The organism is Streptomyces sp. JL2001 (assembly GCF_050917515.1).
Lineage (GTDB): Bacteria > Actinomycetota > Actinomycetes > Streptomycetales > Streptomycetaceae > Streptomyces.
Window position 1 is genome coordinate 1,777,555 of the sequence record NZ_CP169421.1, and the last position, 24,369, is coordinate 1,801,923.

18 protein-coding genes are annotated in these 24,369 nt (G+C 73.8%); 8 read left to right on the forward strand and 10 right to left on the reverse strand.

The features are described from left to right. Window positions 1–28 precede the first annotated feature (28 nt). Window positions 29–829, reverse strand: a complete 801-nt coding sequence (locus tag ACE1OA_RS07735) for a GntR family transcriptional regulator (RefSeq protein WP_356609499.1) — start codon at window positions 827–829, stop codon at window positions 29–31. Between the two features lie 148 nt (window positions 830–977). Between ACE1OA_RS07735 and ACE1OA_RS07740 the strand changes: the two genes are divergently transcribed. Beyond that, complete coding sequence (locus tag ACE1OA_RS07740; protein WP_356609497.1) at window positions 978–1,835, forward strand: (2Fe-2S)-binding protein; 858 nt, start codon at window positions 978–980, stop codon at window positions 1,833–1,835. Window positions 1,836–2,031: 196 nt separating this feature from the next. After that, window positions 2,032–3,090 carry a DUF2637 domain-containing protein gene (locus ACE1OA_RS07745; RefSeq protein WP_356609495.1) on the forward strand — a complete coding sequence of 353 codons (1,059 nt, stop codon included), beginning with the start codon at window positions 2,032–2,034 and terminating at the stop codon, window positions 3,088–3,090. Window positions 3,091–3,134: 44 nt separating this feature from the next. On the opposite strand, the gene ACE1OA_RS07750 is transcribed toward ACE1OA_RS07745, so the two are convergent. The 5 genes from ACE1OA_RS07750 to ACE1OA_RS07770 all read right to left on the reverse strand — a co-directional run bounded on the left by ACE1OA_RS07750 (window position 3,135) and on the right by ACE1OA_RS07770 (window position 13,115). Next, the gene (locus tag ACE1OA_RS07750) at window positions 3,135–3,548 is read right to left on the reverse strand and encodes an ATP-binding protein (RefSeq protein WP_356609531.1); all 414 of its coding nucleotides are present in this window, start codon (window positions 3,546–3,548) and stop codon (window positions 3,135–3,137) included. 168 nt (window positions 3,549–3,716) lie between these two features. Beyond that, window positions 3,717–5,702, reverse strand: a complete 1,986-nt coding sequence (locus ACE1OA_RS07755; RefSeq protein WP_432752536.1) for a calcium-binding protein — start codon at window positions 5,700–5,702, stop codon at window positions 3,717–3,719. Between the two features lie 151 nt (window positions 5,703–5,853). Beyond that, a complete protein-coding gene (locus ACE1OA_RS07760; protein ID WP_356609491.1) occupies window positions 5,854–7,596 on the reverse strand; it encodes a pyruvate dehydrogenase in 1,743 nt (580 codons plus the stop codon). Between the two features lie 27 nt (window positions 7,597–7,623). Further along, window positions 7,624–9,219, reverse strand: coding sequence for a protein phosphatase 2C domain-containing protein (locus ACE1OA_RS07765; RefSeq protein WP_432752537.1), 1,596 nt, complete (start codon window positions 9,217–9,219; stop codon window positions 7,624–7,626). Window positions 9,220–9,350: 131 nt separating this feature from the next. Continuing rightward, on the reverse strand, window positions 9,351–13,115 hold the full coding sequence (locus ACE1OA_RS07770; RefSeq protein WP_432752538.1) for a S8 family serine peptidase: 3,765 nt from the start codon (window positions 13,113–13,115) through the stop codon (window positions 9,351–9,353). A gap of 231 nt (window positions 13,116–13,346) precedes the next feature. Between ACE1OA_RS07770 and ACE1OA_RS07775 the strand changes: the two genes are divergently transcribed. The 3 genes from ACE1OA_RS07775 to ACE1OA_RS07785 all read left to right on the forward strand — a co-directional run bounded on the left by ACE1OA_RS07775 (window position 13,347) and on the right by ACE1OA_RS07785 (window position 15,486). Beyond that, complete coding sequence (locus ACE1OA_RS07775) at window positions 13,347–14,330, forward strand: helix-turn-helix domain-containing protein (RefSeq protein WP_356609485.1); 984 nt, start codon at window positions 13,347–13,349, stop codon at window positions 14,328–14,330. A gap of 156 nt (window positions 14,331–14,486) precedes the next feature. Further along, entirely contained in the window at window positions 14,487–14,969 is a 483-nt protein-coding gene (locus tag ACE1OA_RS07780) for a DUF456 domain-containing protein (RefSeq protein WP_356609483.1), read from the forward strand. Window positions 14,970–15,084: 115 nt separating this feature from the next. Beyond that, window positions 15,085–15,486 carry a PPOX class F420-dependent oxidoreductase gene (locus tag ACE1OA_RS07785; protein ID WP_356608407.1) on the forward strand — a complete coding sequence of 134 codons (402 nt, stop codon included), beginning with the start codon at window positions 15,085–15,087 and terminating at the stop codon, window positions 15,484–15,486. A gap of 135 nt (window positions 15,487–15,621) precedes the next feature. Here ACE1OA_RS07785 and ACE1OA_RS07790 read toward each other — a convergent pair whose 3' ends face one another. Together ACE1OA_RS07790 and rsgA are read right to left on the reverse strand one after the other, a co-directional pair. Beyond that, a complete protein-coding gene (locus tag ACE1OA_RS07790) occupies window positions 15,622–16,989 on the reverse strand; it encodes a bifunctional transcriptional activator/DNA repair enzyme AdaA (RefSeq protein WP_432754045.1) in 1,368 nt (455 codons plus the stop codon). A 195-nt stretch (window positions 16,990–17,184) separates the two neighbouring features. Further along, entirely contained in the window at window positions 17,185–18,309 is a 1,125-nt protein-coding gene (rsgA, locus tag ACE1OA_RS07795) for a ribosome small subunit-dependent GTPase A (protein ID WP_356608405.1), read from the reverse strand. Window positions 18,310–18,738: 429 nt separating this feature from the next. Here rsgA and ACE1OA_RS07800 point away from each other — a divergent pair, with 429 nt between their 5' ends. Next, the gene (locus ACE1OA_RS07800; protein ID WP_384870962.1) at window positions 18,739–19,941 is read left to right on the forward strand and encodes a serine hydrolase domain-containing protein; all 1,203 of its coding nucleotides are present in this window, start codon (window positions 18,739–18,741) and stop codon (window positions 19,939–19,941) included. Window positions 19,942–20,107: 166 nt separating this feature from the next. Beyond that, window positions 20,108–20,515 carry a VOC family protein gene (locus ACE1OA_RS07805; RefSeq protein ID WP_432752539.1) on the forward strand — a complete coding sequence of 136 codons (408 nt, stop codon included), beginning with the start codon at window positions 20,108–20,110 and terminating at the stop codon, window positions 20,513–20,515. Between the two features lie 10 nt (window positions 20,516–20,525). On the opposite strand, the gene ACE1OA_RS07810 is transcribed toward ACE1OA_RS07805, so the two are convergent. Both ACE1OA_RS07810 and ACE1OA_RS07815 read right to left on the reverse strand, forming a co-directional pair. Next, window positions 20,526–21,257 (reverse strand): helix-turn-helix domain-containing protein, encoded by a 732-nt coding sequence (locus ACE1OA_RS07810; protein WP_432752540.1) that lies wholly within the window; start codon window positions 21,255–21,257, stop codon window positions 20,526–20,528. 37 nt (window positions 21,258–21,294) lie between these two features. Next, a complete protein-coding gene (locus ACE1OA_RS07815; RefSeq protein ID WP_356608397.1) occupies window positions 21,295–22,410 on the reverse strand; it encodes a YihY/virulence factor BrkB family protein in 1,116 nt (371 codons plus the stop codon). A 17-nt stretch (window positions 22,411–22,427) separates the two neighbouring features. Here ACE1OA_RS07815 and ACE1OA_RS07820 point away from each other — a divergent pair, with 17 nt between their 5' ends. Further along, complete coding sequence (locus tag ACE1OA_RS07820; RefSeq protein ID WP_356608395.1) at window positions 22,428–24,065, forward strand: acyl-CoA dehydrogenase family protein; 1,638 nt, start codon at window positions 22,428–22,430, stop codon at window positions 24,063–24,065. The last annotated feature ends 304 nt before the right edge of the window (window positions 24,066–24,369 follow it).

The window sequence follows — 24,369 nt, forward strand, 5'->3', positions numbered from 1 at the left end:
GACGGGCTGACGGCAACGACCTTAGTGGTCAGCCACCCGATCCGGTGAAGTGCTCGCGGACCAGGGACTGCACGACCGCCAGGTCCTGGGCGATCAGCGCGTCGAGCAGGGCGGTGTGCTCGGCCGCGTCGGCGACGAGGTCGCCGTGCCGGGTGACGGGGGCGCTCGTCAGCGGCCACTGGGAGCGGCGGTGCAGGTCGTCGGCGACGGCCAGCAGCTGTTCGTTGCCGGCCAGGGAGAGGACGGCACGGTGGAAGGCCCGGTCGGTCTCGGCGTAGTGGGCGCGGTCCCCGCGGGCCGCGGCCGCTCCGGTGGCTTCGGCGAGGGGCCGGAGCTCGGCCCAGCGGGCGGCCGGGACGGTGCGGGCCAGCCGCAGCATGACGGGGACCTCGATGAGCGCGCGGACCTCGGCGAGCTCGGCGAGCTCGCGGGGGGTCCGTTCGGTGACCCGGAAGCCCCGGTTCGGCACGACCTCGACGGCGCCCTCGATCGCGAGCTGCTGCATGGCCTCGCGCACGGGGGTCGCGGAGACGCCGAAGCGTTCGGCGAGGACGGGGGCGGAGTAGACCTCGCCAGGGACCAGTTCGCCGCCGACGAGGGCGGTGCGCAGTGCCTGCAGGATCTGGCCGCGGACGGAGTGGCGCTGGACCGGGCGCGGGAGGCGGGGCGCGGGCGGCTCGCAGTGGGTGTGCTCGCCGCGGGCCGCGCCCGAGGGCTCGGGGCGGGGTGCGGCGCCGCTCCCGCGCGCCTGCGCGGGGACGCGCGCGGCATCGTCGTACGGCGGGTACGGCTCCTCCGCCGCCCGCTCGCGCGCTCTGCCCTGCTCCACCCGGGTCCTCCTGCGGCTTCGTGCCGGACCCGGCTCGCGATACCAGGGCCCCCTGTGCACCATAGGCGGACAGGGCTGCAGTTCAAACATCGCACGCGTCGGGTAAGGTAAGGCTTACCTGCTAACGATCGCGATTCGGTGGTCCCGTATGGCCGTCCCCGCTCTGCTGCCCGCTCCCCTCACCTCGCCTGTCGCGGCCTCCTACGCCCGCCTCGGCGAGGTGTTCCCCGGTCTGCGGATAGACGAGCACGACGGGGACGAACCGATGCCGCGCGGCGGCGGCTGGGTCGGCGCCGACGAGCTCGGCGCGGGCGGTGCGGCTCTCGACGCCTTCCTGGCCTGGGACGACGCCCAGGTGCTCCGCGACTACGGCACGCAGGCCCGCCCGGACGTCGTCGCGAGCTTCGGCCTCCACCGCTACGCCTGGCCCGCCTGCCTCCTGGTCACCGTCCCCTGGTTCCTGCACCGCCGGGTGCCGCGCCTGCCCGCCCGCAACGTGGCCTTCCAGCGCGCGCTCGGACGGCTGGCCGTGCGCGTCGAGGAGTTCGCCTGCCTGCCCGGCGACCCCGCGGCCACCCTGCCGGGGGCCCGGGTCGTACCGGACGAGGAGGCGCTGCGCGCCGAGGTGCGCGCCTCGCTCGCCGAGCACTTCGAGGAGATCCTGTCCGGCTTCGGCTCCCGGATGCGCCGTGGACCGCGGGCACTGTGGGGCATGGCCACGGACGAGATCGTGGAGGGGCTCTGGTACATCGCGACCCTGCTCGGCGAGGAGCCGCGCGGGATGGCGGAGCTGGAGCTGCTCATGCCGGGCACGGCCAAGCCGTACGCCGGCGCGGCGGGCTTCCGCGAGCTCCCGGGCTCCGGTGCCGCCGGGGAGGAGCCGCGGGCGACCCGGGACCGGGCCACGTGCTGCTTCTTCTACACGCTGCGCCCCGAGGACACCTGTCTGACGTGTCCGCGCACCTGTGACGAGGAGCGGGTCCGGCGGCTCGCCGCGACCGCCTGACGGTCAAGCCACCCCCGCGGGTGGCTTGAAATCGAACGCAACTCCCTTCACCCGGTCGCCCGTTCGACCAGATCGCACCTATTCGCATGCCCTGCGGCCCCGATGGCGTGCTCTTGCCGTGAAACCCCCTGTGCGCCCTGCGAGGTCGGCCAGTATGGGCGGCCGAAAGGCCCTACTGCGATGCAAGGGACACCGCATGAGACTGACCGACATATCGCTGGACTGGCTGCTTCCGGGTGGCGTGATGGTGGCCGGAGTCCTGACGGCGGTGGCGGTGCTCGCGCGCGGCAAGCGCGCCGGTGACCAGGCCGCGGCCGAGGACTCCTGGGAACGGAGCGAGGAACGCCGCAGACGCAAGGAAGCCGTCTACGGGACCGCCTCCTACGTCCTTCTGTTCTGCTGTGCCGCGGTCGCCGCGGCCCTGTCCTTCCACGGACTCGTCGGCTTCGGCCGGCAGAACCTCAACCTCAGCGGGGGCTGGGAGTACCTCGTCCCCTTCGGGCTCGACGGCGCCGCCATGTTCTGCTCGGTGCTCGCCGTCCGCGAGGCCAGCCACGGTGACGCGGCGCTCGGCTCGCGCCTGCTGGTGTGGACCTTCGCCGGCGCGGCCGCCTGGTTCAACTGGGTCCACGCCCCCCGCGGTCTGGGACACGCGGGAGCCCCGCAGTTCTTCGCGGGCATGTCGCTGTCGGCGGCGGTCCTCTTCGACCGGGCCCTGAAGCAGACCCGCCGGGCGGCGCTGCGCGAGCAGGGCCTGGTGCCCCGCCCGTTGCCGCAGATCCGGATCGTGCGGTGGCTGCGCGCTCCCCGGGAGACGTTCGCCGCGTGGTCGCTCATGCTCCTGGAGAACGTGCGGACCCTGGACGAGGCGGTCGACGAGGTGCGCGAGGACCGGCGCGAGCGGCAGCAGAACCGCCTGCGCAGGCGCGATCAGGAGAAGCTCGACCGGGCGCGGCTGAAGGCGATCAGCCGGCAGCACCGGGCCTTCGGGCTCGGCCGCGGCGGCGGTCGTCAGGTGGAGGTGGCCGCTCTGGGCTCCGGCACCGGTTCCGCGACGTCCGCGGGGGCGGCCGTCGCGGAGCCCGCCATAGCGGACCCCGGACAGCTGCCGCTTCGACCCCGGCCCTCCCTCGCGGCCGTGAAGGGCGCTGAGTCCCGGACGGTGGATCTCACCGCCGAGGACGACACCCAGGCGCTGCCCCGGCTCGACTCCCTGGAGCGCAAGCTCAAGGACCTGGAGCAGCAGTTCGGCTGAGGTTCACCCTTCGCGCATCGCCCCGGACGGTGGGGCCGCCCGGTTCAGGCGGCCCCACCGTCCAGTTCGAACCACACCACCTTGCCCACGCCGTGGTCCTCCACCCCCCAGGAGTCGGCCAGCGCCTGGACCAGGACGAGCCCCCTGCCGTGCGTACCGTCGTCGGCGATCGGTACGCGCGGCGCGGGGAGCCCGGCCAGTCCGGAGACGTAGTCCCGGACCTCGACCCGGAGTCCGTCGGGAACCACGGTCGCGGTCACCACCGCGCCGTGCTCCGTATGGATCAGCGCGTTGGTCACCAGTTCGCTGGTCAGCAGCTCCGCCACGTCGGAGGCGCCCGGGCCGCCCCATTTCCGCAGCATCGCGCGCAAGGCGTGTCTGACCTCCGGCACCGCCGTGAGATCCGCACCTCCCAGCTTCTTCAGCAGTTGAGTCGGCTGTCCCGCCTCCCCGGCCATAACCCCCACCCACACGTCGGTACCACTTCACGGACTCCCTGCCTCGAACAGGCTCACGGGGATGCATGCCCCGCAGGCCCGTCCGCATTCATGCCGGACCGGCACCGAACGGGCGTGTCGGGGCATCTCCGGTCCGCGCGCCGGGGAAAGGGGGCGCGATGCGCCGGCTCAGGGGCAGCTGGAGCGGTAGTCGCCCGAGTCGGTGGAGCAGCTGTCGAAGCCGAGCCCGCCGTACGCGGCGTCGTTGCCGGCGACGCCGTCACGGGTGTCGAGGGTGTCGTTGCCCGCGTCCCCGTTGAGCCGGTCGTTGCCGCTCTGCCCGAACAGCCGGTCGGCGCCGTTGCCGCCGTTGACCAGGTCGTTGCCGCCGCCGCCGTGGACCGTGTCGTTGCCGCCACCGCCGTTGACGGTGTCGTTGCCGCTCAGCGCGCAGATCACGTCGTTGCCGAAGGTGCCGTTGAGGGTCTCGGTGGCGCTGGTTCCGATGATCGTGCAGCCGCGGGCGTTGTTGACGGTGGTGGCCGCGTTGGCGTTGTTGTTGGCCGGCACCGGGTCGGCCTCGACCGCCGCCGTCGCCACCCAGTCCGTCAGGGTGCCGGTGGCACGCGGCTCGGCCACCACCGTGACGGTGGCGGACGCGCCCGCGGCGAGGTCTCCCAGACGGCAGTTCATCGTGGTCGGGTTCACGGTGCACGGGCCGCCCCGGCTGGGCGTGGCCGAGAGCAGCGTGCCGGAGCCGCCGGTCAGGGTGTCGGAGATCGAGACGGCGGTCGCGGTCGTCGTGCTGTTGTTGGTGACCCGGATCGTGTACGTGGCCTGGTCGCCGATGCTGACGACGGCGGGACCGGTCTTGGTGACCGAGAGGTCCACGCTGGGCGGCGGGGGCGTCCCGCTGATCTGGTAGCGGGCCACCGCGTGGTTGTCGCTGCCGTTGCCGGCCATGACGATCTTGCCGTCGGGCTGGAGGGCGACCGCGCGGCCGTCGTCGAAGTTGCCCTCGAAGTCGGTCGTCACCCGGCCGTCGCCGCTGAATCCGGTGTCGAGGGAGCCGTCGGTGTTGTAGCGGGCGAGCGCGAAGTCGGAGTTGGCTGCCCCGGCGACGACGATCCTGCCGTCCGTCTGCACCGCCATGTCGCGACCGGCCGCGCCGGTGCCGCCGAAGGAGGTGGTGACCTTGCCGTCGCCGTCGAAGGCGGGGTCGAGGGCGCCGTTCTCGTCGTACCGGGCCACCGCGAACTGGGAGCCGACGCCGTCGCCGCTCGACCCGGCGGCGACGATCTTCCCGCCGGGGTGGAGCGCCACGCTCTCGGCCGAGGTGCCGAAGGCGGTGGCCACCTTGCCGCCGTCACCGAAGGTCTCGTCGGCCACGCCGGTCTCCTGGTAGAGCCGTACGAGTCCGAAGCCCGCGGGGCTGGAGCCGGCGGCGACGAGCAGGCCGCCGGAATACACCGTCAGGTCCTGGATCGAGGAGCCCCCGCCCGCGAAGGGGAACACGGCCTTGCCGGAGTTGTCCTCGCCGAAGAGGTCCAGGGCACCGGTGGCGGTGAAGGCCGCGACCATGGCGTCACCGCCGTAGGTGCCGCCGACGAGGATCCGGCCGTCGGTTCCCGAGGTCACGGCGTTGCCCACGGTGGAGACGCTTCCGCCGAGTGCGGTGACGACCTTCCCGTCGCCGTCGAAGGCCGTGTCCAGGGAGCCGTCCGCGAGGTAGCGGGCCACCGCGAGCTGCGCCCGGCTGCCGTCGGGGGTGTCGCTGCGGCCGACCGCGACGATCTTGCCGGCCTGCAGGGTGAGGGCCCGGGCCTCGTCGTTGGTGGCGGCGCCGAAGTCGGTGACGACGATGCCGTCGCCGCCGCCGAAGGAGGTGTCGAGGCTGCCGTCGGCGTTGTAGCGCACCAGCTGGAAGTCGTTGGGCCCGTCGAAGTCGAAGCCGTTGCCGAGGGTGAGGATCTTGCCGTCCGGCTGTACGACGACGTCCTGGCTCTCCTCCACGTTGGCCACGTCGGTGACGACCTTGCCGTCGCCGCTGAAGCCGGGATCGAGGTCGCCGGGAGCGGCGGTCGCCGCCCCCGGCAGGCCGAGCACGAGGGTCAGGCCGGCGGCGCTCGCCGCGCCGAGGCGCCCGGCGCGGCGCCGGGGGGAATGCAGGGACATGAGGGCTCGCTCCGTCGGTGGGAACCTGGGGGCCCTCAGCTTTCTGGGACGCCTGCGCCGCCCCGGTCAACGGCGGGTCGCGCTGCGCCCACTGGACGCCGGGGTTCCACTCTCCGGAGTGACGAACCGTTCAAGCGAGCGAATTCCGTCGTCACGGTCTGGGCAGGTTGCGGAGGTTGGACCGGGCCATCTGGAGCATGCGGCCCACTCCCCCGTCGAGCACGATCTTGCTGGCGGAGAGGGCGAAGCCGGTCACCATCTCGGCGCTGATCCTGGGCGGGATCGAGAGCGCGTTGGGATCGGTGACCACGTCGACCAGGGCCGGACCCTTGTGCTTGAACGCGTCCTTCAGCGCGCCCGCGAGCTGCTTGGGCTTCTCGACACGGACGCCGTACGCCCCGGCCGCGCGGGCGATGGCGGCGAAGTCGGGGTTGCGGTTGGTCGTCCCGTACGAGGGGAGTCCGGCCACCAGCATCTCCAACTCGACCATGCTGAGAGCGGAGTTGTTGAAGAGCACGATCTTCACCGGGAGGTCGTACTGGACCAGGGTGAGGAAGTCGCCCATCAGCATGGAGAATCCGCCGTCACCGGACATCGAGACGACCTGGCGCCCCCGGTCCGTGAACTGCGCGCCGATCGCCTGCGGGAGGGCGTTGGCCATCGAGCCGTGGGAGAAGGAGCCGAGGATGCGACGACGGCCGTTGGGCGAGATGTAGCGGGCGGCCCAGACGTTGCACATGCCGGTGTCGACGGTGAACACGGCGTCGTCGTCCGCGAGTTCGTCGAGCACAGAGGCCACGTACTCGGGGTGGATCGGGACGTGCTTCTCGACCTTGCGGGTGTACGCCTTGACCACGCCTTCGAGGGCGTCCGCGTGCTTCTTCAGCATCTTGTCGAGGAAGCGTCGGTCCGTCTTGGCGCGGACCCGGGGCAGCAGACAGCGCAGCGTCTCGCGCACGTCCCCCCAGACGGCCAGGTCGAGCTTGGAGCGCCGGCCGAGGCGCTCGGGCCGGACGTCGACCTGGACGATCCGCACGTCGTCGGGAAGGAAGGCGTTGTACGGGAAGTCCGTGCCGAGCATGATCAGCAGGTCGCACTCGTGGGTGGCCTCGTAGGCGGCGCCGTAACCGAGCAGTCCGCTCATGCCGACGTCGAAGGGGTTGTCGTACTGGATCCATTCCTTGCCGCGCAGGGCGTGGCCCACCGGCGACTTGACGCGTTCGGCGAACTGCATCACCTCGGCGTGCGCGCCGGCGGTCCCGCTGCCGCAGAACAGCGTCACCCGTTCGGCGTCGTCGATCATCCGGACCAGGGCGTCGATCTCGGCGTCGCTCGGCCGGACGGTGGGCCGGGCCGTGACGAGTGCCGTCTCGACCGTCTTCTCCGGGGCCGGTTCGGAAGCCACGTCGCCGGGCAGCGCCACGACGCTGACGCCGCTCTGGCCGACGGCGTGCTGGATCGCCGTGTGCAGCAGCCGGGGCATCTGGCGCGGGTTGGAGATCAGCTCGCTGTAGTGGCTGCACTCGCTGAAGAGGCGGTCGGGGTGGGTCTCCTGGAAGAAGCCCAGGCCGATCTCGCTGGACGGGATGTGCGAGGCGAGGGCCAGCACCGGGGCCATCGAGCGGTGCGCGTCGTACAGGCCGTTGATGAGGTGCAGGTTGCCCGGGCCGCAGGACCCCGCGCAGGCCGCGAGCCGACCGGTGATCTGGGCCTCGGCCCCCGCGGCGAACGCGGCGACCTCCTCGTGGCGGACCTGGATCCAGTCGATGTCGGGGGTGCGGCGGATGGCGTCGACGACGGGGTTCAGGCTGTCGCCGACGACTCCGTACAGGCGTCGCACGCCCGCCCGGACGAGGATGTCGACGAACTGTTCAGCGACATTCTGTTTGGCCATGGGTCCATCAACCCATGGGCCGCGCCGTTACGCCTCCCAGACCGCGGCCCCCGTGCGGTCGTCGGCGTAGCCCTTCACCCTCAGCTGGACGTCGGCGAGGAAGGCGGCGAGCCCGGGCGGTTCGGGGTCGGCCCAGCGGGCGGCGAGCTCCTTGGCGAGGGCGGGCTGGCCGCGCATCGGCTCGGCGAGACCGTTCGAGGCGAGCAGCAGTATGTCGCCGGGCCGGGCGACGGAGGCACGGAAGCGGAAGGGTTCGGCGGGCGGCGGCAGCGGGTCCTCGACGAAGGGGCCGGGAGCGGTGGTGATGCCGAGGTCCATGGTGAGCCGGTCGCCTTCCGGCGTCGCCTCCGGGACGTCCGGGGGCGGCGAGCCGTAGCCGACGACGGGTGCGCCGGCGAGCGCCGAGGATTCGGGGACGAGCGGCTCGATGTCCTGCCAGGCGCCGTCGCGGAGCCGGAAGAGCCCACCGCGGCCGATGCCGAAGAAGACGCGGGTGCGGCAGTCGGGATCGGCGGACAGGAGCAGGCAGCGCAGGCTCGCGGTGTACTCCTCCGGTGCCAGGCCCCGGTCCGCCGCACGGGCCCGGAGCCGGCCGTAGGTGCGGTCGGTGAGGCGGTGGAGACCGGACTTGAGGTCGCCGCGGCGACCCGCCCGGATGTCCTCGGAGAGCCGGGAGTGGCTGCGGCCGACGGCCTCGCCGATCCACTGGCAGGCGTCGGCGGCGGCGCGGTGGGCGCCCTCGGCGGTGCGGGCCCCGGCTGCCACGGCCACGAGGACGAGCGCGGACTCGTCGTGGCCGAAGCGGGCGGTCAGCAGGGCGTCGCGGCGGGGTTCGCCGCGATAGCGGGCTGAGTCCCCCCGGACGGCGGCGGCCCGCAGGGTGCAGACGCCGTAGCGGGCGCCGTCGAGGACGGTGTCGGCGACGAGGTCGGCCAGCTCGCCGGGGTGGGCGGCGGGCAGCGCGGTGGGCTCCGGCTCGTACGTGGGCGGGCCGCTTCCGATGTGGCCGGTACGGGGCCGGGGGACGGGGACCTCGACGGTCGGCTCGGGCGCGGCGGACCCGGGAGGCCCGGGCGCAGGAGGCTCGGGCGCAGGGGGCTCGGACGCGGGCGCCTCGGGGGTGGCGCTCCAGGGGGCGGGCGCCTCGTAGGGGGGCACCTCGTAGTGCGGCACTTCGAAGGCCGGGACCTCGGAGACCCGGACCTCGGGGATCGGCCCCTCGGTGCGGGGGGCTTCGGCGCGGGGGGTGCCCGGCAGCGGGACCCCGCCCGTCGACCCCGCGGCCCCCGCGGCCCCCGCGGCCGCCGCGGCCGGCGGGGCGGGCGGCCCGGGGTCGGGCGGGGTGGTGGGAACGGGCGGCGCCGGCGGGCGGGGCGGCTCGGCGGGGGCCGTCCGCGGGGCACCGCCGCTGACGGGCCGGGGCTCCCACGGCGCGTGGTCAGGCGGGGGCGGGGCCGGCGGGTCGGTCGGCGGGGCGGCGGGCGCCGGTCCGGCCCCGGCCGCCGTGGCCAGCGCGGCCGAGTCGAAGCGGTCGTCCAGTGTGTCGCCCGTCGCCGTCGGCCCCGTCTCCGGCACCGACTCGTCGTAGAGCTTGTCCCACCAGTTGTCCCCCTGCTGAGTCATGCCCTTATTGTCCACCGCGCAGGCCGCCCGAAAACGGGACATCCGGAAATGCGCGGGAAGAGGCACGAAAAAGGGTGGTCCGCCGAGCGACCCCACCCCCCACGGGAAGGACGCCCGGCGGACCGGCGTGATCAGCGCACGTCGTAAGCGCGGACCACGGTCTGGGTGACGGAGTTGCCGTGGGCGTCCGTCAGTTCGGCTTTCAGGGTGACCGGCTTGCCGGCCGCGCCCGCGTGGTTCACGGTCGCGGTCCACCGACCGCCCTGCTGCGACACCTTCGCCTGCGTCCAGGTCGTACCGCCGTCGTACGAGTAGGCGAGTCCGGCCGAGGTGAGCGCACCGGGCTGGTAGCCCGCGTGACCCGTCACGGTCAGACCGATCTGCTGGCCGTCGTCGGCGGCAAGGGTCTTGAGTCCGTCCTCCGGCAGGTCGTACCGGGGGAAGAGAATCGGGATGCCCTGAGAGTAGACCGTCTCATCGAGCTTGGAGGTGAATTTCCAGACCGAGTTGACGGAGGTGGAGCGCTCCCACACCTTGCTGCCGAACTTCGCGGTGTTCTGTTCGAGAGTGTACGCGCCTTCTTCGGACGGGACTTCGAAGACTCCGAACGGCCATCCGGACGCGCCGAGTTCCACGCCGTCCTTGCTCAGCCGGAGGTTTCCGACGTCACCGAACGAGCCGGACTGGGCGTAGTGGCTGCCGTCGCCCCACAGGGCGTCGGCGAAGCCGATGAGGTTGCCCTGCCGCTCGGCGACGAGGACCGGCAGGCCCGCCGCGTCCAACGGCGCGGTCGGGGCGACGACACCGTCGTACCAGCGCTCGGTGCGCCTCTCCCCCTCCCGGTAGGCGTGCCTGGCCCCCCTCATGAACTCGCCGAACGGGAAGCCGGAGGACAGCACCTGCTCCCACCGGGTCTCCCCGGCGGAGTAGAACTCCGTGCGCGTGCCGGGCGCGGGCACGGTCTCCAGCGCGGCGAAGAAGACTCCGGTGCCGTTGGGCCGGTAGGCCGCCGGGCTGTCCACGAAGTCGGTGGCGACGCCCATGGAGCCGTACGTGGACTCGGTGCGGCCCAACTGCCCGTCACGGAAACGGTAGTTCCGGTCGTCGCGGATCGAACCGGTCTCCTGGAATGCCAGGTTGTAGAGGTAGGGGCTCTTCGCCGTGGCCTTCCAGGACAGCGTGACCTCCCCGGCGGCCAGCCGGGCGAGCAGCGCCGCGCCTTCCGCCGAGCTCACGGCGAGGGCCGGCAGGCCGGCTCCGGTGAAGCCCGCGGCCGGGTACCAGCGGGCCGGTGAGGCGCGGTGGGCGAGGACCGCCACGGCTCCGGCCGCCTTGGCGTCGCGGGCCATGGTGAGCACGTTCGTGGCGGTGTCCGGGAGGCGGACCAGGGCGATCCGGCCCTGGACACCCGCGGCCTCCAGCTCGTCGGGGGTGCCGGCGCCCGCGTCGACCAGCCGGGCGGAACCGGTGCCGTCGAGGTTGGCGGAGCCGGTGGCGGCGGTGACCGGGTGCAGGACCGTGCCGTCGTCCGTCCTGAGCTCGGAGATGAGCGGGGCGGCCGAGCGCCAGTAGCTTCCGAACTCGAACTCGCCCTCGTCCGCGCGCCCTTCGACCGAGGCGTAGTAGCCGAGGATGCTGCGGGGGCCGCCGGCCGTTCCGGCGTGCAGCCAGGTGTCGTCCCAGGAGCGGGCGAAGGCCAGAGTGGTGCCGCGCGACTCACCGGGCCTGTCCGTCTTCACCGACAGCCGGTGCGCCCGGCGGGCGTCGAGGACGACGGTGGTGTCCTTCCTCAGCTCCAGCTGAGGGCGGGCCAGGTAGCTGAGCGAGTCGTTCAGCGTGGCGCCTTCGCCCGCGTCGGGCGTGGTGACGAAGGAGGACAGGAAGTAGCTGCCCGGGCGGACCCGGAAGACCTGGTCGGTGGCGCCCTCGTTGAAGCGGCGCTCACCGCTCGCGTCGTCGGTGCCGATGACGTCGAGCGAGGACGCGCCGTCGGCCGGCCTGCCCTGACGATCGATCAGCTTGACCCGCAGGGTGACGGTCTCGGGCTCGACGTACAGCGAGAAGGGGGTCGAGACGTGGACGCCACCGGGGGCGGTGGCCACGATCCGGCCGGTGACGTCGCCGTACTGGGCGCGCTCCAGGCGGGCGGCCGGGTCGAGGTCCAGGGGGACCTCGACGGTGGCGCCGGCCGGGACGGTGACCGTGCGGTGCCCGAGCCGGGCGACCGGGCCGGTGACGCGCGAGCCGTCGTTGCCGGTGACCTTCTCCACGGCGAGCGCGAGGGTGACCGGGCGGTCGGAGACGTTGGTGTACGGGACGGCGACCGTGGTCCGGTCGCTCCTGTGCTGCGGCCAGGCGAAGGTGCCGCCCTGGACGGCGCCGGTGCCCAGGACCGTCTGGCCGACGGCGGCCTGGACGTCGAGCCGGCCGCCGCCGACCTCGCGGACGTCGCCGGGGACGGCGCTCTCGGCCGAGGAGACGAGCGCGGCCTTGATCTGCCGGGCGGTCCAGTCGGGGTGGCGCTGCTTGACGATCGCGGCGGCGCCTGCGACGTGCGGGGTGGCCATCGACGTACCGGACATGGACCGGTAGGCGTAGACGCCCCGGCCGCCCGCCGCGGCCGCGGATATGGCGACACCGGGGGCGGCGATCTCCGGCTTCAGGGTGTGCCGGACGGTCGTCGGCCCGCGGCTGGAGAAGTACGCGGTGGAGTCGTCGCGGTCGGTGGCGCCGACGGTCAGCACGTCGGGGGCGCAGCCGGGCGAGGAGACGGTGTTCAGGGTGGGGCCGGTGTTGCCGGCCGCGATGACGAACAGCGTGCCCTCGCTCTGCGCGAGTTCCTGTGCGGCGACGCTCATCGGGTCGGTGCAGTCGGTCGGTTCGGGGCTGCCGAGGCTCATGGAGACGACGTCGGCGCCCTGGGCGACGGCCCACTCCATGCCGGCGATGATCCACGAGGCGGCACCGGAGCCGGAGTCGTCGAGGACCTTGCCGTTGAGGAGGTCCGCGCCGGGGGCGACGCCCCTCTTCTTCCCGTCGCTCGCGGCGCCGGAACCGCCGGCGGTGGAGAGGGTGTGGGTGCCGTGGCCCTGGCGGTCGCCAGTGTCCGCGGAGTCGGTGAAGTTCTCCGCGGCGACGATGCGGCCCTTGAGGTCGGGGTGTTCGGCGTCGGCGCCGGTGTCGAGGACGGCGATCCTGGTGCCCTTGCCGTCGAAGCCGGCGGCCCATGCCTCGGGGGCGTGGACCTGCTTCGTCGAGCGCTCCAGGGTCGCCTCGACCTTGCGGTCGAGCCAGAGCTTCCTGGGTCCGGCGGCGGAGCGCCCGGCGGGGGCTCCGGCGACGTCCGCCCAGAAGGCGGTGGCCTGCTTCTTGTCGGCGCGCAGGGCGACGCCGTCGACCGACTTCAGGACCTGGCCGCGGGTGGCGCCGCGCGGGGCGGCGGGCACGGACCGGGCGAGGTCGGAGCCGTAGACGGCGATGAGCGGCAGGGTCGCGCTGCCGGCGTCGTCGTAGCCCTGCCGGATCAGGCCGGTGACGTTGAAGAGCTCCTGGTCGACGCGGCCCGCGGCGAGCGCGGCGGTCGCGGCCTCGGGGTAGACGTACAGGTCCGGGCCCGAGCGCCGGGTCTGGACGAAGGGCACGGTCCCGTCCTCGCGCGGCAGCGCGGCGGCGGCCGGGTTGCCGGCGTCGTCCCGCGTGACCAGGACCCGGTCGCCGGTCACCAGCGTGACCGTGGCGGGTCGCTCGCCGGTGCGGGCGGCGGCCTCGCCACCCACCAGCGGCCGGCCCGCGGCCGGGTCGTCCTGCGGCGCGGCGGCCCCGGACGGCGCGACCGCGGTGACGGCCAGGACGGCGGCGGTCGCCGCCCCCAGGGCCGTACGCGAAATCGGGCGCATCGCTCTCCCCATCTGAATCCGGCACGAGGCGGGCAGAAGCGCCGTGCGCGGAGGCTGTTGGTGTTGCGGTGGCGCCACATTGGCAGAGGTGAGGGTGGTGCAGGGATGATGTGCGCGGCGGGAATGCGCCGTGGCCGATTCCCGCCAGGAACAAACGGAACGAATGCGTCCGACGAACGTCCGGGGAAGTCCCGGGACGTCCGGGACGTCCGGTGAGGGGTGGGGACAGCGATGCTCGGAGCGATAGGCCTCGACGAACGGCAGGAGTCCGCGTACCGCGCGCTGGTCGCGCTGGGCGCGGCCGAGGTCACGGACCTGGCACACCGGCTGGCGCTGCCGGAGTCGGACACCGAGCGGGCGCTGCGAAGACTGGAGTCCCAGGGCCTGGCCGCGCAGTCCTCGGCGCGCACCGGCCGGTGGGTCGCCGCTCCGCCGGGGGTCGCGCTGGGCGCGCTGCTCACGCAGCAGCGGCACGAGCTGGAACAGGCGGAGCTGGCGGCGGCGCTGCTCGCCGAGGAGTACCGGGCGGAGGCGAGCGAGCCGGCCGTCCACGACCTCGTCGAGGTGGTGACCGGAGCGAGCGCGGTCACCCACCGCTTCCTCCAGCTCCAGCTGGGGGCGACCGAGGAGGTCTGCGCGCTGGTCACCGGGAAGCCGATCGCCGTGAGCGGCATGGACAACGACGCCGAGGAGCTGGCGGCGGAGCGGGGCGTGGCCTACCGGGTGGTCGTCGAGCGGGAGGTCCTCACCCTGCCGTCGGGCATCGTCGAGCTGTCGGCGGCGCTCGGCCGTGAGGAGCTGATCCGGGTCGTCGACCGGGTGCCCACCAAGCTGGTCGTCGCCGACCGGACTCTGGCGATGGTGCCGCTGACCGGCCGTGGGGCGGAACCGGCGGCGCTGGTGGTCCACGCGAGCGGGCTCCTGGAGTCCCTCATGGGCCTCTTCGAGTCCGTCTGGCGCGAGGCGCTGCCCCTGCGGCTGGGCGCGGGCGCCCACGTGGCGGAGTCGGAGGTCCCGGGCCCGGACGCGACGGACCTGGAGGTCCTGTCCCTGCTGCTCGCGGGCATGACGGACGCCAGTGTGGCCAAGCAGCTGGACCTGGGCCTGCGCACGGTCCAGCGCCGGGTGAAGGGCCTGATGGAGCTGACGGGGGTGACGACGCGGCTCCAGCTGGGCTGGCACGCGTACGAGAAGGGCTGGGTGGCCCGGACGTAGGACGGCTGCCCTGGGCGCGGGCTCCGCGGGCTCCGGGCGGCGGCCTCCGCCGGGCCGCCGGAAGGGGCGGGGCGGACCTCGGGGCGGGGAGCCGACGGCACACCCCGGCGGGCCCCGCGACCTGCGGGGACGCCGCCGGTCCTGCACGCTGGGCAGATGGGTGTGTGGCAGCTGTTGCTGGTCGCGATGGTCATGCTGCTCGGCCTCTTCGGGGTCCTCGCTCCCGGCGTGCCGGGGCCGTGGCTCGTGTGGGCCGCGATGCTCTGGTGGGCGCTGCACGAGCGGACCGCACTCGCGTGGATCCTGCTGGTCTCCTCGACCGCGCTGCTCCTGCTCACCCAGGTGGTCGTATGGCAGCTGCCCGCGCGCCGGATCCGCGGGCTGGGCATCACCCGGCGGATGGTCACGTACGCGGGCCTGGGGGCGCTGCTCGGCTTCGTACTGATCCCCGTGATCGGCGCGATCCCCGGCTTCGTCGGGGGCATCTACCTCTGCGAACGCCTCCGCCTCGGCGGCCACGGTCAGGCCAGGGCCTCCACCCGGACGGTGATGCGCGCGGTGGGGACCAGCGTGCTCGTGGAGCTGTTCGCCTGCCTGCTGATCGTCGGCGCCTGGGCGGGCGCCGTCCTCTGGGGCTGACGCCCCGGCCGGACCTTGCGGGGGCCGCCCCGGGCGGGACCTAGGTCCACCGTCCTGGGTCGGGATCGGTCCGGGCGCCGATGCCGCGGCCGGGTCCGCGCGGGACGCTGGTCCCATGAGGGATTTCGAGGGATTCAGCGACGCGGAGCGCGCCTATCTCGGCACCCAGCGTCTCGGCCGGATGGCCACCGTCGACGGCGAGGGCCGGCCGCAGGCCAACCCGGTCGGGTTCTTCCCGCAGGAGGACGGCACGGTGCTCGTCGGGGGCATGGCCATGGGCAAGTCGAAGAAGTGGCGCAACCTCCAGGGAAACCCGCAGGTCGCCCTGGTGGTCGACGACCTGGCGAGCGTCCGGCCGTGGCGGGTGCGCGGGGTGGAGATCCGGGGCGAGGCCGAACTGCTCGTCGGCCCGCACGAGCTCGGGCCCCACTTCAGCGAGGAGGTCATCCGGATCCACCCGCTACGGGTCCACAGCTGGGGTCTGACGGACCCTGCGGAGGATCGATCCGGTACGTGACGAAGCCGGTGCCCCGGGCGACCCGGTCGTAGCGGCGCCGCGCGCCGGCGTGGGACGCCTGGGTGTGCCGGTGGACGCGGCCGCACCCCTGCGTCCGGGCCCAGTGGTCCTCGGGTCCGGACCGGTCGGTCGTGATCATGACCGCGATGGTGCCGGGTCCGCCGCCGGCACGGCGTCCAGGTAGCGCAGGGCGTACGAGCGCCAGGGCCGCCAGGCCGCGGTGTCCCGACCGCCCTCGGGGGCCACGTCGGGGTCGCCCAGCGCCCGCATCCGGACGAGGCCCGCGACGGCGGCGCTCACACCGGGTACGGCGAGCAGCGCGCGTTCGGCCTCGTCCCGGTCCGCACCGGGGTCGAGGCGTACGGTCCCGTCGGCGAGCGCGGCGGCCAGGGGACCGGCCACGGGGTGCGCGACGAGGCCCGCCGGGGCGGGGAACAGGTGGGTGAGGCTGCCGCAGGCCGCGTCGAGCGCGGTGCCGTGCGTCCGTACCAGCAGCGCGGCCTCCGCCGGGCCGAGAAGGGTCCGCAGCGCGAACTCCTCGGGGTCGGCCGCGCCCGGCGAGCGGACGCCGGGACGTGCGGCGACCCGCTCGGCGAGGTCCGGGTCGGCGCCGAGGCGCTCGGCGACCGCGTAGGGGTCGGCGTCCAGGTCCAGGAGCCGGCGCAGCCGCTGGACGGCGGTGGTCAGGTCGCGCAGGTCGGTGAGATGGATCCGGGCGTCCAGCCAGGGTCCGCTGCTGCGCTCGTCGACGGACACGATGCCGGTGCCGTAGGGCAGGCGCAGGGTGCGCCGGTAGGTGCGGGCGCCGGTCTCGCCGAGGACCTCCTCGACGTGGGGCAGGATCTCGGCGGCGAGCAGGTCGAAGACCTCGCGGGCGGCGTACGGGCCCCGGTACGCGAGCCGCAGCGGCACTCCGGCGGCGAGCGCGGTGCGCGGCCCGGCGCCGGTGCCGGACTCGGCGCGCAGGTCGGAGGGGGTGCGGGCGTAGATGCGGCGGATCGTGTCGTTGAACTGGCGCACGCTCGCGAAACCGGACGCGAAGGCGATCTCGGTGACCGGCAGGCCCGTGGTCTGGAGCAGGAGGCGGGCCGTGTGGGCCCGCTGCGCCCGGGCGAGGGCGACGGGGCCGGCGCCGAGTTCGGCGGTGAGCTGGCGCTGGACCTGCCGGGCGCTGTATCCCAGCCGGCCGGCGAGTCCGGGGACGCCCTCGCGGTCGACGACGCCGTCGCCGATCATCCGCATGGCGCGTCCCACGACGTCGGCGCGGACGTTCCACTCGGCGGACCCGGGCACGGCGTCGGGCCGGCATCGCCGGCAGGCCCGGAAGCCGTGCCCCTGCGCGGCGGCGGCCGTCGGGAAGAACGTGACGTTCTTGCGCTTCGGCGTGACCGCCGGGCAGCTGGGCCGGCAGTAGATCCCCGTCGTCCCGACGGCGAAGAAGAACGCGCCGTCGAACCGCGCGTCCCGGCTGCTGACCGCTTCGTACCTGGTGTCCTCGTCCATCACACGTCCCAGTGTGCGCGCCCGCGGATGCTGCGACCGGCGGTTTTCGGACGTGGCGCTGGGTGGCACGGCGTGGGGGGCGGAGTGGGGCGGGGGCGGACGGGGGCGGAACAGGGGCGGGCGTCCCGCCTCCGGTACCGCCCGCTCCGCCGGCCCGCCGTCCTCCGCCGTCCCCTCCCGTCCCCTCCCGTCCCGTCAGCGAATGCGGCCCCGCTTCGCCTCCATGGCCGCACGGCCCGCCGCGCCCTTGCGCTTCCAGTCCTTGAGGATCTCGGCGCGGACGCGGGCGTCCGTCTTGGCGACGATGCGCTGGTTCTCGCGCAGCAGCTTGCGGTAGCTCTCCAGCCGGCGGACCGGCAGCGCGCCCTCCTCGACGGCGGCCGTCACCGCGCAGCCCGGCTCCGACTCGTGGACGCAGTCGTGGAAACGGCAGTCGGCGGCCAGGCCCTCGATCTCCGAGAAGACCTGTCCGACACCCGTCTCGGCGTCCCACAGACCCACGCCGCGGAGTCCCGGGGTGTCGATGAGGACACCGCCCCCGGGCAGCAGGAGCAGGTTGCGGGTGGTCGTGGTGTGGCGGCCCTTGCCGTCCACGTCACGGGCGGCCTGGACGGTCATCACGTCCTCGCCGAGGAGGGTGTTGGCGAGTGTCGACTTGCCGGCGCCGGACGCGCCGAGCAGCACGCTCGTCCCGCCGGACACGACGGCGGAGAGCACTTCGACGCCCTCACCGGTCGCGGAGCTGACGGGCAGCACCTGCACCCCCGGCGCCGTCGTCTCCACGTCCTCGACGAGGTACGAGAGCCCCGTCGGGTCGGGGACGAGGTCGGCCTTGCTGAGCACGACCAGCGGCTGCGCGCCCGACTCCCACGCCAGGGCGAGGAAGCGTTCGATACGGCCGAGGTCGAGCTCGACGGCGAGGGAGACCGTGATGATCGCGTGGTCCACGTTCGCGGCGAGGATCTGGCCCTCGGACCGCTTGGAGGAGGTGGACCGCGCGAAGGCGGTCCGGCGCGGCAGCAGCGTCCGTACGTACCGGGGGTTGCCGCCGACGGGTTCGACCGCCGCCCAGTCGCCGGTGCAGACGACCTTGAGCGGGTCGTGCGGTGTCACGAAGGCGGTGTCGGCCCTGATGAGGCCGTCGGCGGTGACGAGGTCGCACTGCCCGCGGTCGACGCGGACGACGCGGCCGGGCAGCAGTCCCTGCTCGGCGTGGGGGGCGAACTCCGCCTCCCAGCCCGCGTCCCAGCCGTAGGGAGCGAGGGCGTGCGAGGGCGAAGCCTGAAGAGAAGTGGATGCCTCGGAAGAGGAGAAAGACAAGGGGAACCCTTCGAAGGGTGGCCCCGGCACGCGCCGTACGGCGCGGAAAGTGGGAAGGTCAGCCGGCGACCACGGAGGTGGGGTGGATGAAGAGCGGGAAGCGGGCAGCGCCCGTCGCGACAACAGCCATCGGTCACACCTCCTGAATCACACGACTACACAGGTGCCGCATCGGCACCTGACGAACTCCGCAGAGAGTAATCAGGCCCGCGGGCCGTCCGCCACCTCTTTTTCGGACGGACCACCGATCGGTCCCGGCCGACCGCCGCCGGCCGGGACCGCCATCCGCCGGAGCCACCCCGACGCCGCGCCCGGGTCGGCCGGATGGAGCACCACGCAGGCGGCGCGACGGACGAACTCCGATGCTGAGTCGGACGCGACCCGCCGGACGGCCGTCCGCCCGGCACCCCCACCTCAGGAGGAACCCTCGTGCCGGCACGCCTCGCAGCCCGCCCCCGTACGCACTCCCGTTCTCGTTCTCGTACGCGCCTGTCCGTCGCCGCGCTCTCCGCCGCCGCGGCGCTGTGCGGGCTCGTGCAGCCCGCGCAGGCGGCGGGGACGCCGCCGTCCCCCGAGCGGAACCTCCAGCGGGAGTTGGAGGAGCTCGTCGCCACCCCCGGCGGACCGCCCGGGGTGATCGCCCTGCTGCGCCGAGGAAACCGGACCGAGGTCGTCCGGGCCGGCGTCGCCGACGTCGAGACCGGCCGGCCGCCGCGGGCGACCGACCACATGCGGCTCGCGAGCGTCGCCAAGGCGTACAGCGGCGCCGTCGCCCTGCGCCTGGTGGACCGGGGCGTGCTGCGGCTCGACGACACGATCGGGAAGTGGCTGCCGGCGCTGCCGGCCGACTGGCACCGGGTGAAGCTCCGTCAGCTGCTGAACCACACGAGCGGGCTGCCCGACTACACGTCGGCGCCCCGGTTCCTCGAGATCCTGAGGGCGGACCCCCGGCACCACTTCGACTCGCGCCGGCTGCTCGACTTCGTCGCGGACCAGGACCTGGCCTTCACCCCGGGGTCGCGGTACGCGTACTCGAACTCCGACAACATCGCCGTCGCCCTGATGGCCGAGGCCGCGACCGGCCGTCGCTACGAACGGCTCCTGGAACAGCAGGTGTACCGGCCGCTCGACCTGCGGCAGACCAGCCTTCCCGAGGGCTACCGGCTGCCGCGGCCCTACCTGCACGGCTACGACGTCACCCCGCCCGCCGCTCCGGAGGACATCAGTGAGGTGCTGAGCGCCTCCGGCATCTGGGCCTCCGGCGCCGTGGTCGCCACGCCGAAGGACCTCGCCTCCTTCATCAGCGGCTACACGAGCAGGAACTACCTCTCCGAGCGGACCCGCCGGCAGCAGCGCACGGTCGTGCCGGGCGGGGCGTCCGAGCCCGCCGGGCCGGGGACGAACGCGGCCGGACTCGGGATCTTCCGCTACACGACCCGCTGCGGGGTCGTGTACGGCCACACCGGCAACTTCCCCGGCTACACCCAGCTGGCCGCCGCGACACCGGACGGCAAGCGGTCCCTGACCTTCTCGATCAACACGCAGACCAACAAGACGACGAAGCCGGAGCTGCTGGCCCGGGTGCGCGCCGTGCAGGAGGACTTCGTCTGCGCCCTGCTGCGGCGACACTGAGCCGCCCCGCCGGCGGCACCCGCGGCCGGTGAGGCCCAAGGGCGGCCCCCGGTCGGCGGAGCGGCACCGGCCGCCCGCCCGCGGCGGGCCGCGGCCGGGTCGCCCCGCCCGCGCCACGTCCGATTCGTACAAGACGTGCGCGCCGGACCCTGCCTACGGTGCGGACATGAACGCACCACGACTCGATGTCATCGGCCTGGTGGTCTCCGACATGGCCGCCTCGCTCGCCTTCTACCGCCGACTCGGGCTGGACCTCCCGCCCGGCGCCGAGGACGCACCGCACGTGGAGGCCGACCTGCCCGGCGGGATGCGGATCGCCTGGGACACGGAGGAGGTCATCCGTTCCTTCGACCCGGGCTGGACCCGCCCGGAGGGCGGCGACCGCATCGGTCTCGCCTTCCGCTGCGGCACCCCGGAGGAGGTGGACGCCACGTACGAGTCCCTGGTCGCCGCCGGCCATGCCGGCCACCTGAAGCCCTGGGACGCGTTCTGGGGTCAGCGCTACGCGGTGGTGCTCGACCCGGACGGCAGCGGCGTCTCGCTCTTCGCCCCGAACGCTCCCGACGCCGGTTAGGTCCTGTCGATCAGGCCGGATCCCGGGTTTCCCACCGTTCGCGCCGGGCAGCGGCGTACGCGCCGACGGTCGTCCCGGCGAGGGCGCGCATCTCGCGGGCCAGGTGCGCCTGGTCCGCGCAGCCCGCGGCGATCGCCGCCTCCGCGTAGGGCGACCCCGCCCCGACCAGGGCGAGGGCGCGCTGCAGTCGCAGGATCCGGGCCAGCGTCTTGGGTCCGTAGCCGAAGGCGTCCAGCGACCGCCGGTGCAGTTGCCGGGCGCCGAGCCCGACCGCGTCGGCGGTCTCGGCTACCGGCCGTCCGGCGTCCAGCCGGGCCGCGACGGCCCGCATCAGCGGATCCGGCCCCGGGGAGTCCGCGGCCCGTCGCAGGGCCAGGGCCTCCAGGGCTACGGCGGGGTCCGCGGCTCCGGCGATCCGCTCGCCGAGCCGCCGCGCCTCCGCCCCGCCCCACAGGGTCCCGGCGTCGACCCTCCGGTCGCGGACCTCCCGCGCCGGCACCCCGAGGATCGCGGGCGCGTCACCGGGTGCGAAGCGGATCCCCGCGTACCGTCTGACCGGTCCCTCGGGAACGTACGCCCGGGTGTCGGGGCCGGCCACGAACAGCCGTCCGTCGGACCAGAGCAGGTCCATGCAGCCGTCCGGCAGCACGGGGTACGGGTCGGCCCCGGTCCCGGCCCCGGGCTCGACGGTCCGGGACCAGACGACGGCACCGTCCAGCCGTGAGGGACGCTCTTCGTACACCCCTCCAGGGTAGGTACGAGCGGGCTCCGGTCGCCCCTCAGTCCTTCTCCCACCCCGAGTGCAGGCGCGACTTCACGTCGTCCGGCGGCAGGAACTTCGACCAGCGTTCCGGGAACTCCGACGGCATGTCCGGGTCGTCCTCGTCCACCTCGTCCGCCTCCGCCCGCAGCCGCGCGACCAGGTCGGCGGCCTGGGCGGCACGGGCCCGGTCGGAGGCCTCGCGGGCCGCGGCCGTGGCGACCGACGGCCAGACGCGGTCGATCGCCGCGTTCACCGCCGCGCCGACCAGCACCGCGAAGGCCGAGATGCCGATCCAGAGCAACACGGCGATCGGCGCCGCGAGGGAGCCGTAGATCGTGGGTCCCTCGACCTGGCTGGTCAGGTAGATGCGCAGCAGGAAGCTGCCGAGCACCCACATGCCGAGGGCCACCAGCGCGCCGGGGATGTCCTCGATCCAGGGCGAGCGGACGGGCACGGAGACGTGGTACAGCGTGGTCAGGAAGGCGACCGAGAGCAGGATGACGGCCGGCCAGTACAGGACGGAGACGACCTCCGTGCCCCAGGGGACCAGCTCCACCACGCGGTCGGGGCCGACCACCGCGAGCGGGAGGACGACCGCGCCGATGATCAGGGCCACGATGTAGAGCAGGAACGCGAGGAGCCGGGTCTTGACGATGCCCCGGTGCCCGTCGAGGCCGTACATCACCGTGATGGTGTCGATGAAGACGTTGACGGCGCGCGATCCGGACCACAGGGCGATGGCGAAGCCGAGCGAGATGAGCTCGGGCCGTTTTCCCTGGGTGACGTCGTCCAGGACCGGTTTGGCGATGTCGTGGACGCCGCGGTCCGACAGAACCGTTCCGGCGGCGTTGAGGATGTTCTGCTCGATGCTGGCCACGGTGTCGGTGTTGGTCCAGTCGTCGGCGTAGCCGAGGAGCGCGATCATGCCGAGCAGCAGGGGCGGCAGCGACAGCAGCGTGAAGAACGCCGCCTCGGCGGCGAGGCCGAGGATGCGGTACTCGATGCACGAGTTGACGGTGTCCTTCAGGAGCAGCCAGACCAGCTTCCGCTTCGACACGTTGCGGTAGAGGACTCGGGCCCGGTGGAGTCTGCTCCCGGGCCGCCGCTCGGGTGTTTCGTTTGCTGCCTGCACCTCCTTACCGTATCGGCATGGCAGCCGGCACCCACACCGTGACCAACCAGGCTCCGCCCCTGGTGGGATATGACGTCTTCATGTCCGACCGGGCTCTGGCGGAGGCGGTCGAACGACATCTGACACCCGAGGTCTTCGCGGAGGCACGCGAGGAGCTCGTGACCCTGGGCCGGGCCGCCGGTTCGGCCCAGGTGCGGGAGTGGGGGGAGCTCGCCGACACCTGCCCGCCGCGGCTGCGGACGCACGACCGGTACGGGAACCGGATCGACGAGGTCGTGTTCCACTCCGCCTGGCACCGGCTCCTGGGCAAGGGGGTCAACGCGGGGCTGACGAACGCGTGGGGCCGTCCGGGTGGTCATGTGCGGCGGGCGGCGGGCTTCCTGGTGGCGACGCAGGCCGAGTCGGGGCACGGCTGCCCGCTGTCGATGACGCACGCGGCGGTCCCCGCGCTGCGCACGGATCCGGAGCTGGCCGCGGTCTGGGAGCCGCTGCTCACCTCGCAGGTCTACGAACAGGGCCTGCGGCCGCCGCGGGAGAAGGCCGGGGTGCTCCTCGGGATGGGGATGACCGAGAAGCAGGGCGGCAGCGACGTCCGGTCCAACACGACGGAGGCGCGTCCGCTGGCCGACGACGGCACGTACGTGCTCACCGGGCACAAGTGGTTCTGCTCGGCACCGATGTCCGACGGGTTCCTGGTCCTGGCGCAGGCCCCCGGCGGCCTGACGTGCTTCCTGGTGCCGCGGGTCCTGGAGGACGGCACGCGCAACGCGTTCGCGATCCAGCGCCTGAAGGACAAGCTCGGCAACCGCGCGAACGCCTCCGCCGAGGTGGAGTTCGACGGGACGACGTGGGCGCGCCGGGTCGGCGAGGAGGGCCGCGGGGTCCGGACGATCATCGGGATGGTGGCGGCGACCCGGCTCGACTGCGTGCTGGGGTCGGCGGCGCTGATGCGGCAGGCGGTGGCGCAGGCCGTGCACCACACCGCCCACCGCCGGGCGTTCGGCGGCGTGTTGATCGAGAAGCCGCTGATGCGCAACGTGCTGGCCGACCTGGCGCTGGAGTCGGAGGCGGCGACGGTCCTCGGGCTGCGGCTGGCCGCCGCGTACGACACCGACTCGGAGGCGGAGCGGGCGTTCCTGCGGATCGCGGTGCCGACGGCGAAGTTCTGGGTGACCAAGCGGTGCACGCCGCTCGTGGCGGAAGCCCTGGAGTGCCTGGGCGGCAACGGCTACGTGGAGGAGTCGGGCATGCCGCGGCTGCTGCGCGAGTCGCCGCTCAACTCGATCTGGGAGGGTTCGGGGAACGTGCAGGCCCTGGACGTGCTGCGGGCGCTGCAGCGCGAGCCGCGGGCGCTGAACGCGTTCCTGACGGAGGTGGGGAAGGCGCGGGGTGCGGACCACCGGCTCGACCGCGCGATCAGGGGGGTGCTGACCGAGCTGGCCGATCTCGACGGGATCGAGGGGCGGGGGCGGCGCCTGGTGGAGCGGATGGCACTGGTTCTCCAGGGCTCGCTGCTGGTGCGGTGGGCGCCGCCCGAGGTGGCGGACGCCTTCTGCGCCTCGCGGCTGGGGGGCGACTGGGGCTCGGCCTTCGGCACGCTGCCGGCCACCCTCGACCTGGGCGCGGTGGTGGAGCGGGCGCGTCCCGTGGGCTGAGGGCCCGTCAACCGGCGGGCCCGCCGGAAGGTCCCGCGCGTGGGTGCTCCTGCGGGGCGGCGATCCGCGCCCCGCCTCCCCTCGCGTCGTCCGTCCGCGCCAGCCAGGGGGCGGCACGCGCGGAAAAGCCGGGGGTGGTGCTGCGCCGACACGGCACCACCCTCGGCTGTTGCACCACCCTCATGCACCTGGCGGGTGTCCGCCAGAGTTGCAAAGGGTTGCAGGATTACCCGAACCGCCCTTCACCCGGGAGCACCGGGCGGCACGATGGGCACCGACACTCCTCTGCAGAACCGATACAGCA

Bases quoted from the DNA above. Each gene is read 5' to 3' on its own strand.
- ACE1OA_RS07805 (WP_432752539.1), top strand. From the start codon at position 20,108: ATGAACGCACCACGACTCGATGTCATCGGCCTGGTGGTCTCCGACATG.
- ACE1OA_RS07780 (WP_356609483.1), top strand. From the start codon at position 14,487: ATGGGTGTGTGGCAGCTGTTGCTGGTCGCGATGGTCATGCTGCTCGGC.
- ACE1OA_RS07770 (WP_432752538.1), bottom strand. From the start codon at position 13,115: ATGCGCCCGATTTCGCGTACGGCCCTGGGGGCGGCGACCGCCGCCGTC.
- ACE1OA_RS07820 (WP_356608395.1), top strand. From the start codon at position 22,428: ATGGCAGCCGGCACCCACACCGTGACCAACCAGGCTCCGCCCCTGGTG.
- ACE1OA_RS07775 (WP_356609485.1), top strand. From the start codon at position 13,347: ATGCTCGGAGCGATAGGCCTCGACGAACGGCAGGAGTCCGCGTACCGC.
- ACE1OA_RS07740 (WP_356609497.1), top strand. From the start codon at position 978: ATGGCCGTCCCCGCTCTGCTGCCCGCTCCCCTCACCTCGCCTGTCGCG.
- ACE1OA_RS07790 (WP_432754045.1), bottom strand. From the start codon at position 16,989: ATGGACGAGGACACCAGGTACGAAGCGGTCAGCAGCCGGGACGCGCGG.
- ACE1OA_RS07760 (WP_356609491.1), bottom strand. From the start codon at position 7,596: ATGGCCAAACAGAATGTCGCTGAACAGTTCGTCGACATCCTCGTCCGG.
- ACE1OA_RS07745 (WP_356609495.1), top strand. From the start codon at position 2,032: ATGAGACTGACCGACATATCGCTGGACTGGCTGCTTCCGGGTGGCGTG.
- ACE1OA_RS07785 (WP_356608407.1), top strand. From the start codon at position 15,085: ATGAGGGATTTCGAGGGATTCAGCGACGCGGAGCGCGCCTATCTCGGC.
- ACE1OA_RS07750 (WP_356609531.1), bottom strand. From the start codon at position 3,548: ATGGCCGGGGAGGCGGGACAGCCGACTCAACTGCTGAAGAAGCTGGGA.
- ACE1OA_RS07765 (WP_432752537.1), bottom strand. From the start codon at position 9,219: ATGACTCAGCAGGGGGACAACTGGTGGGACAAGCTCTACGACGAGTCG.
- ACE1OA_RS07755 (WP_432752536.1), bottom strand. From the start codon at position 5,702: ATGTCCCTGCATTCCCCCCGGCGCCGCGCCGGGCGCCTCGGCGCGGCG.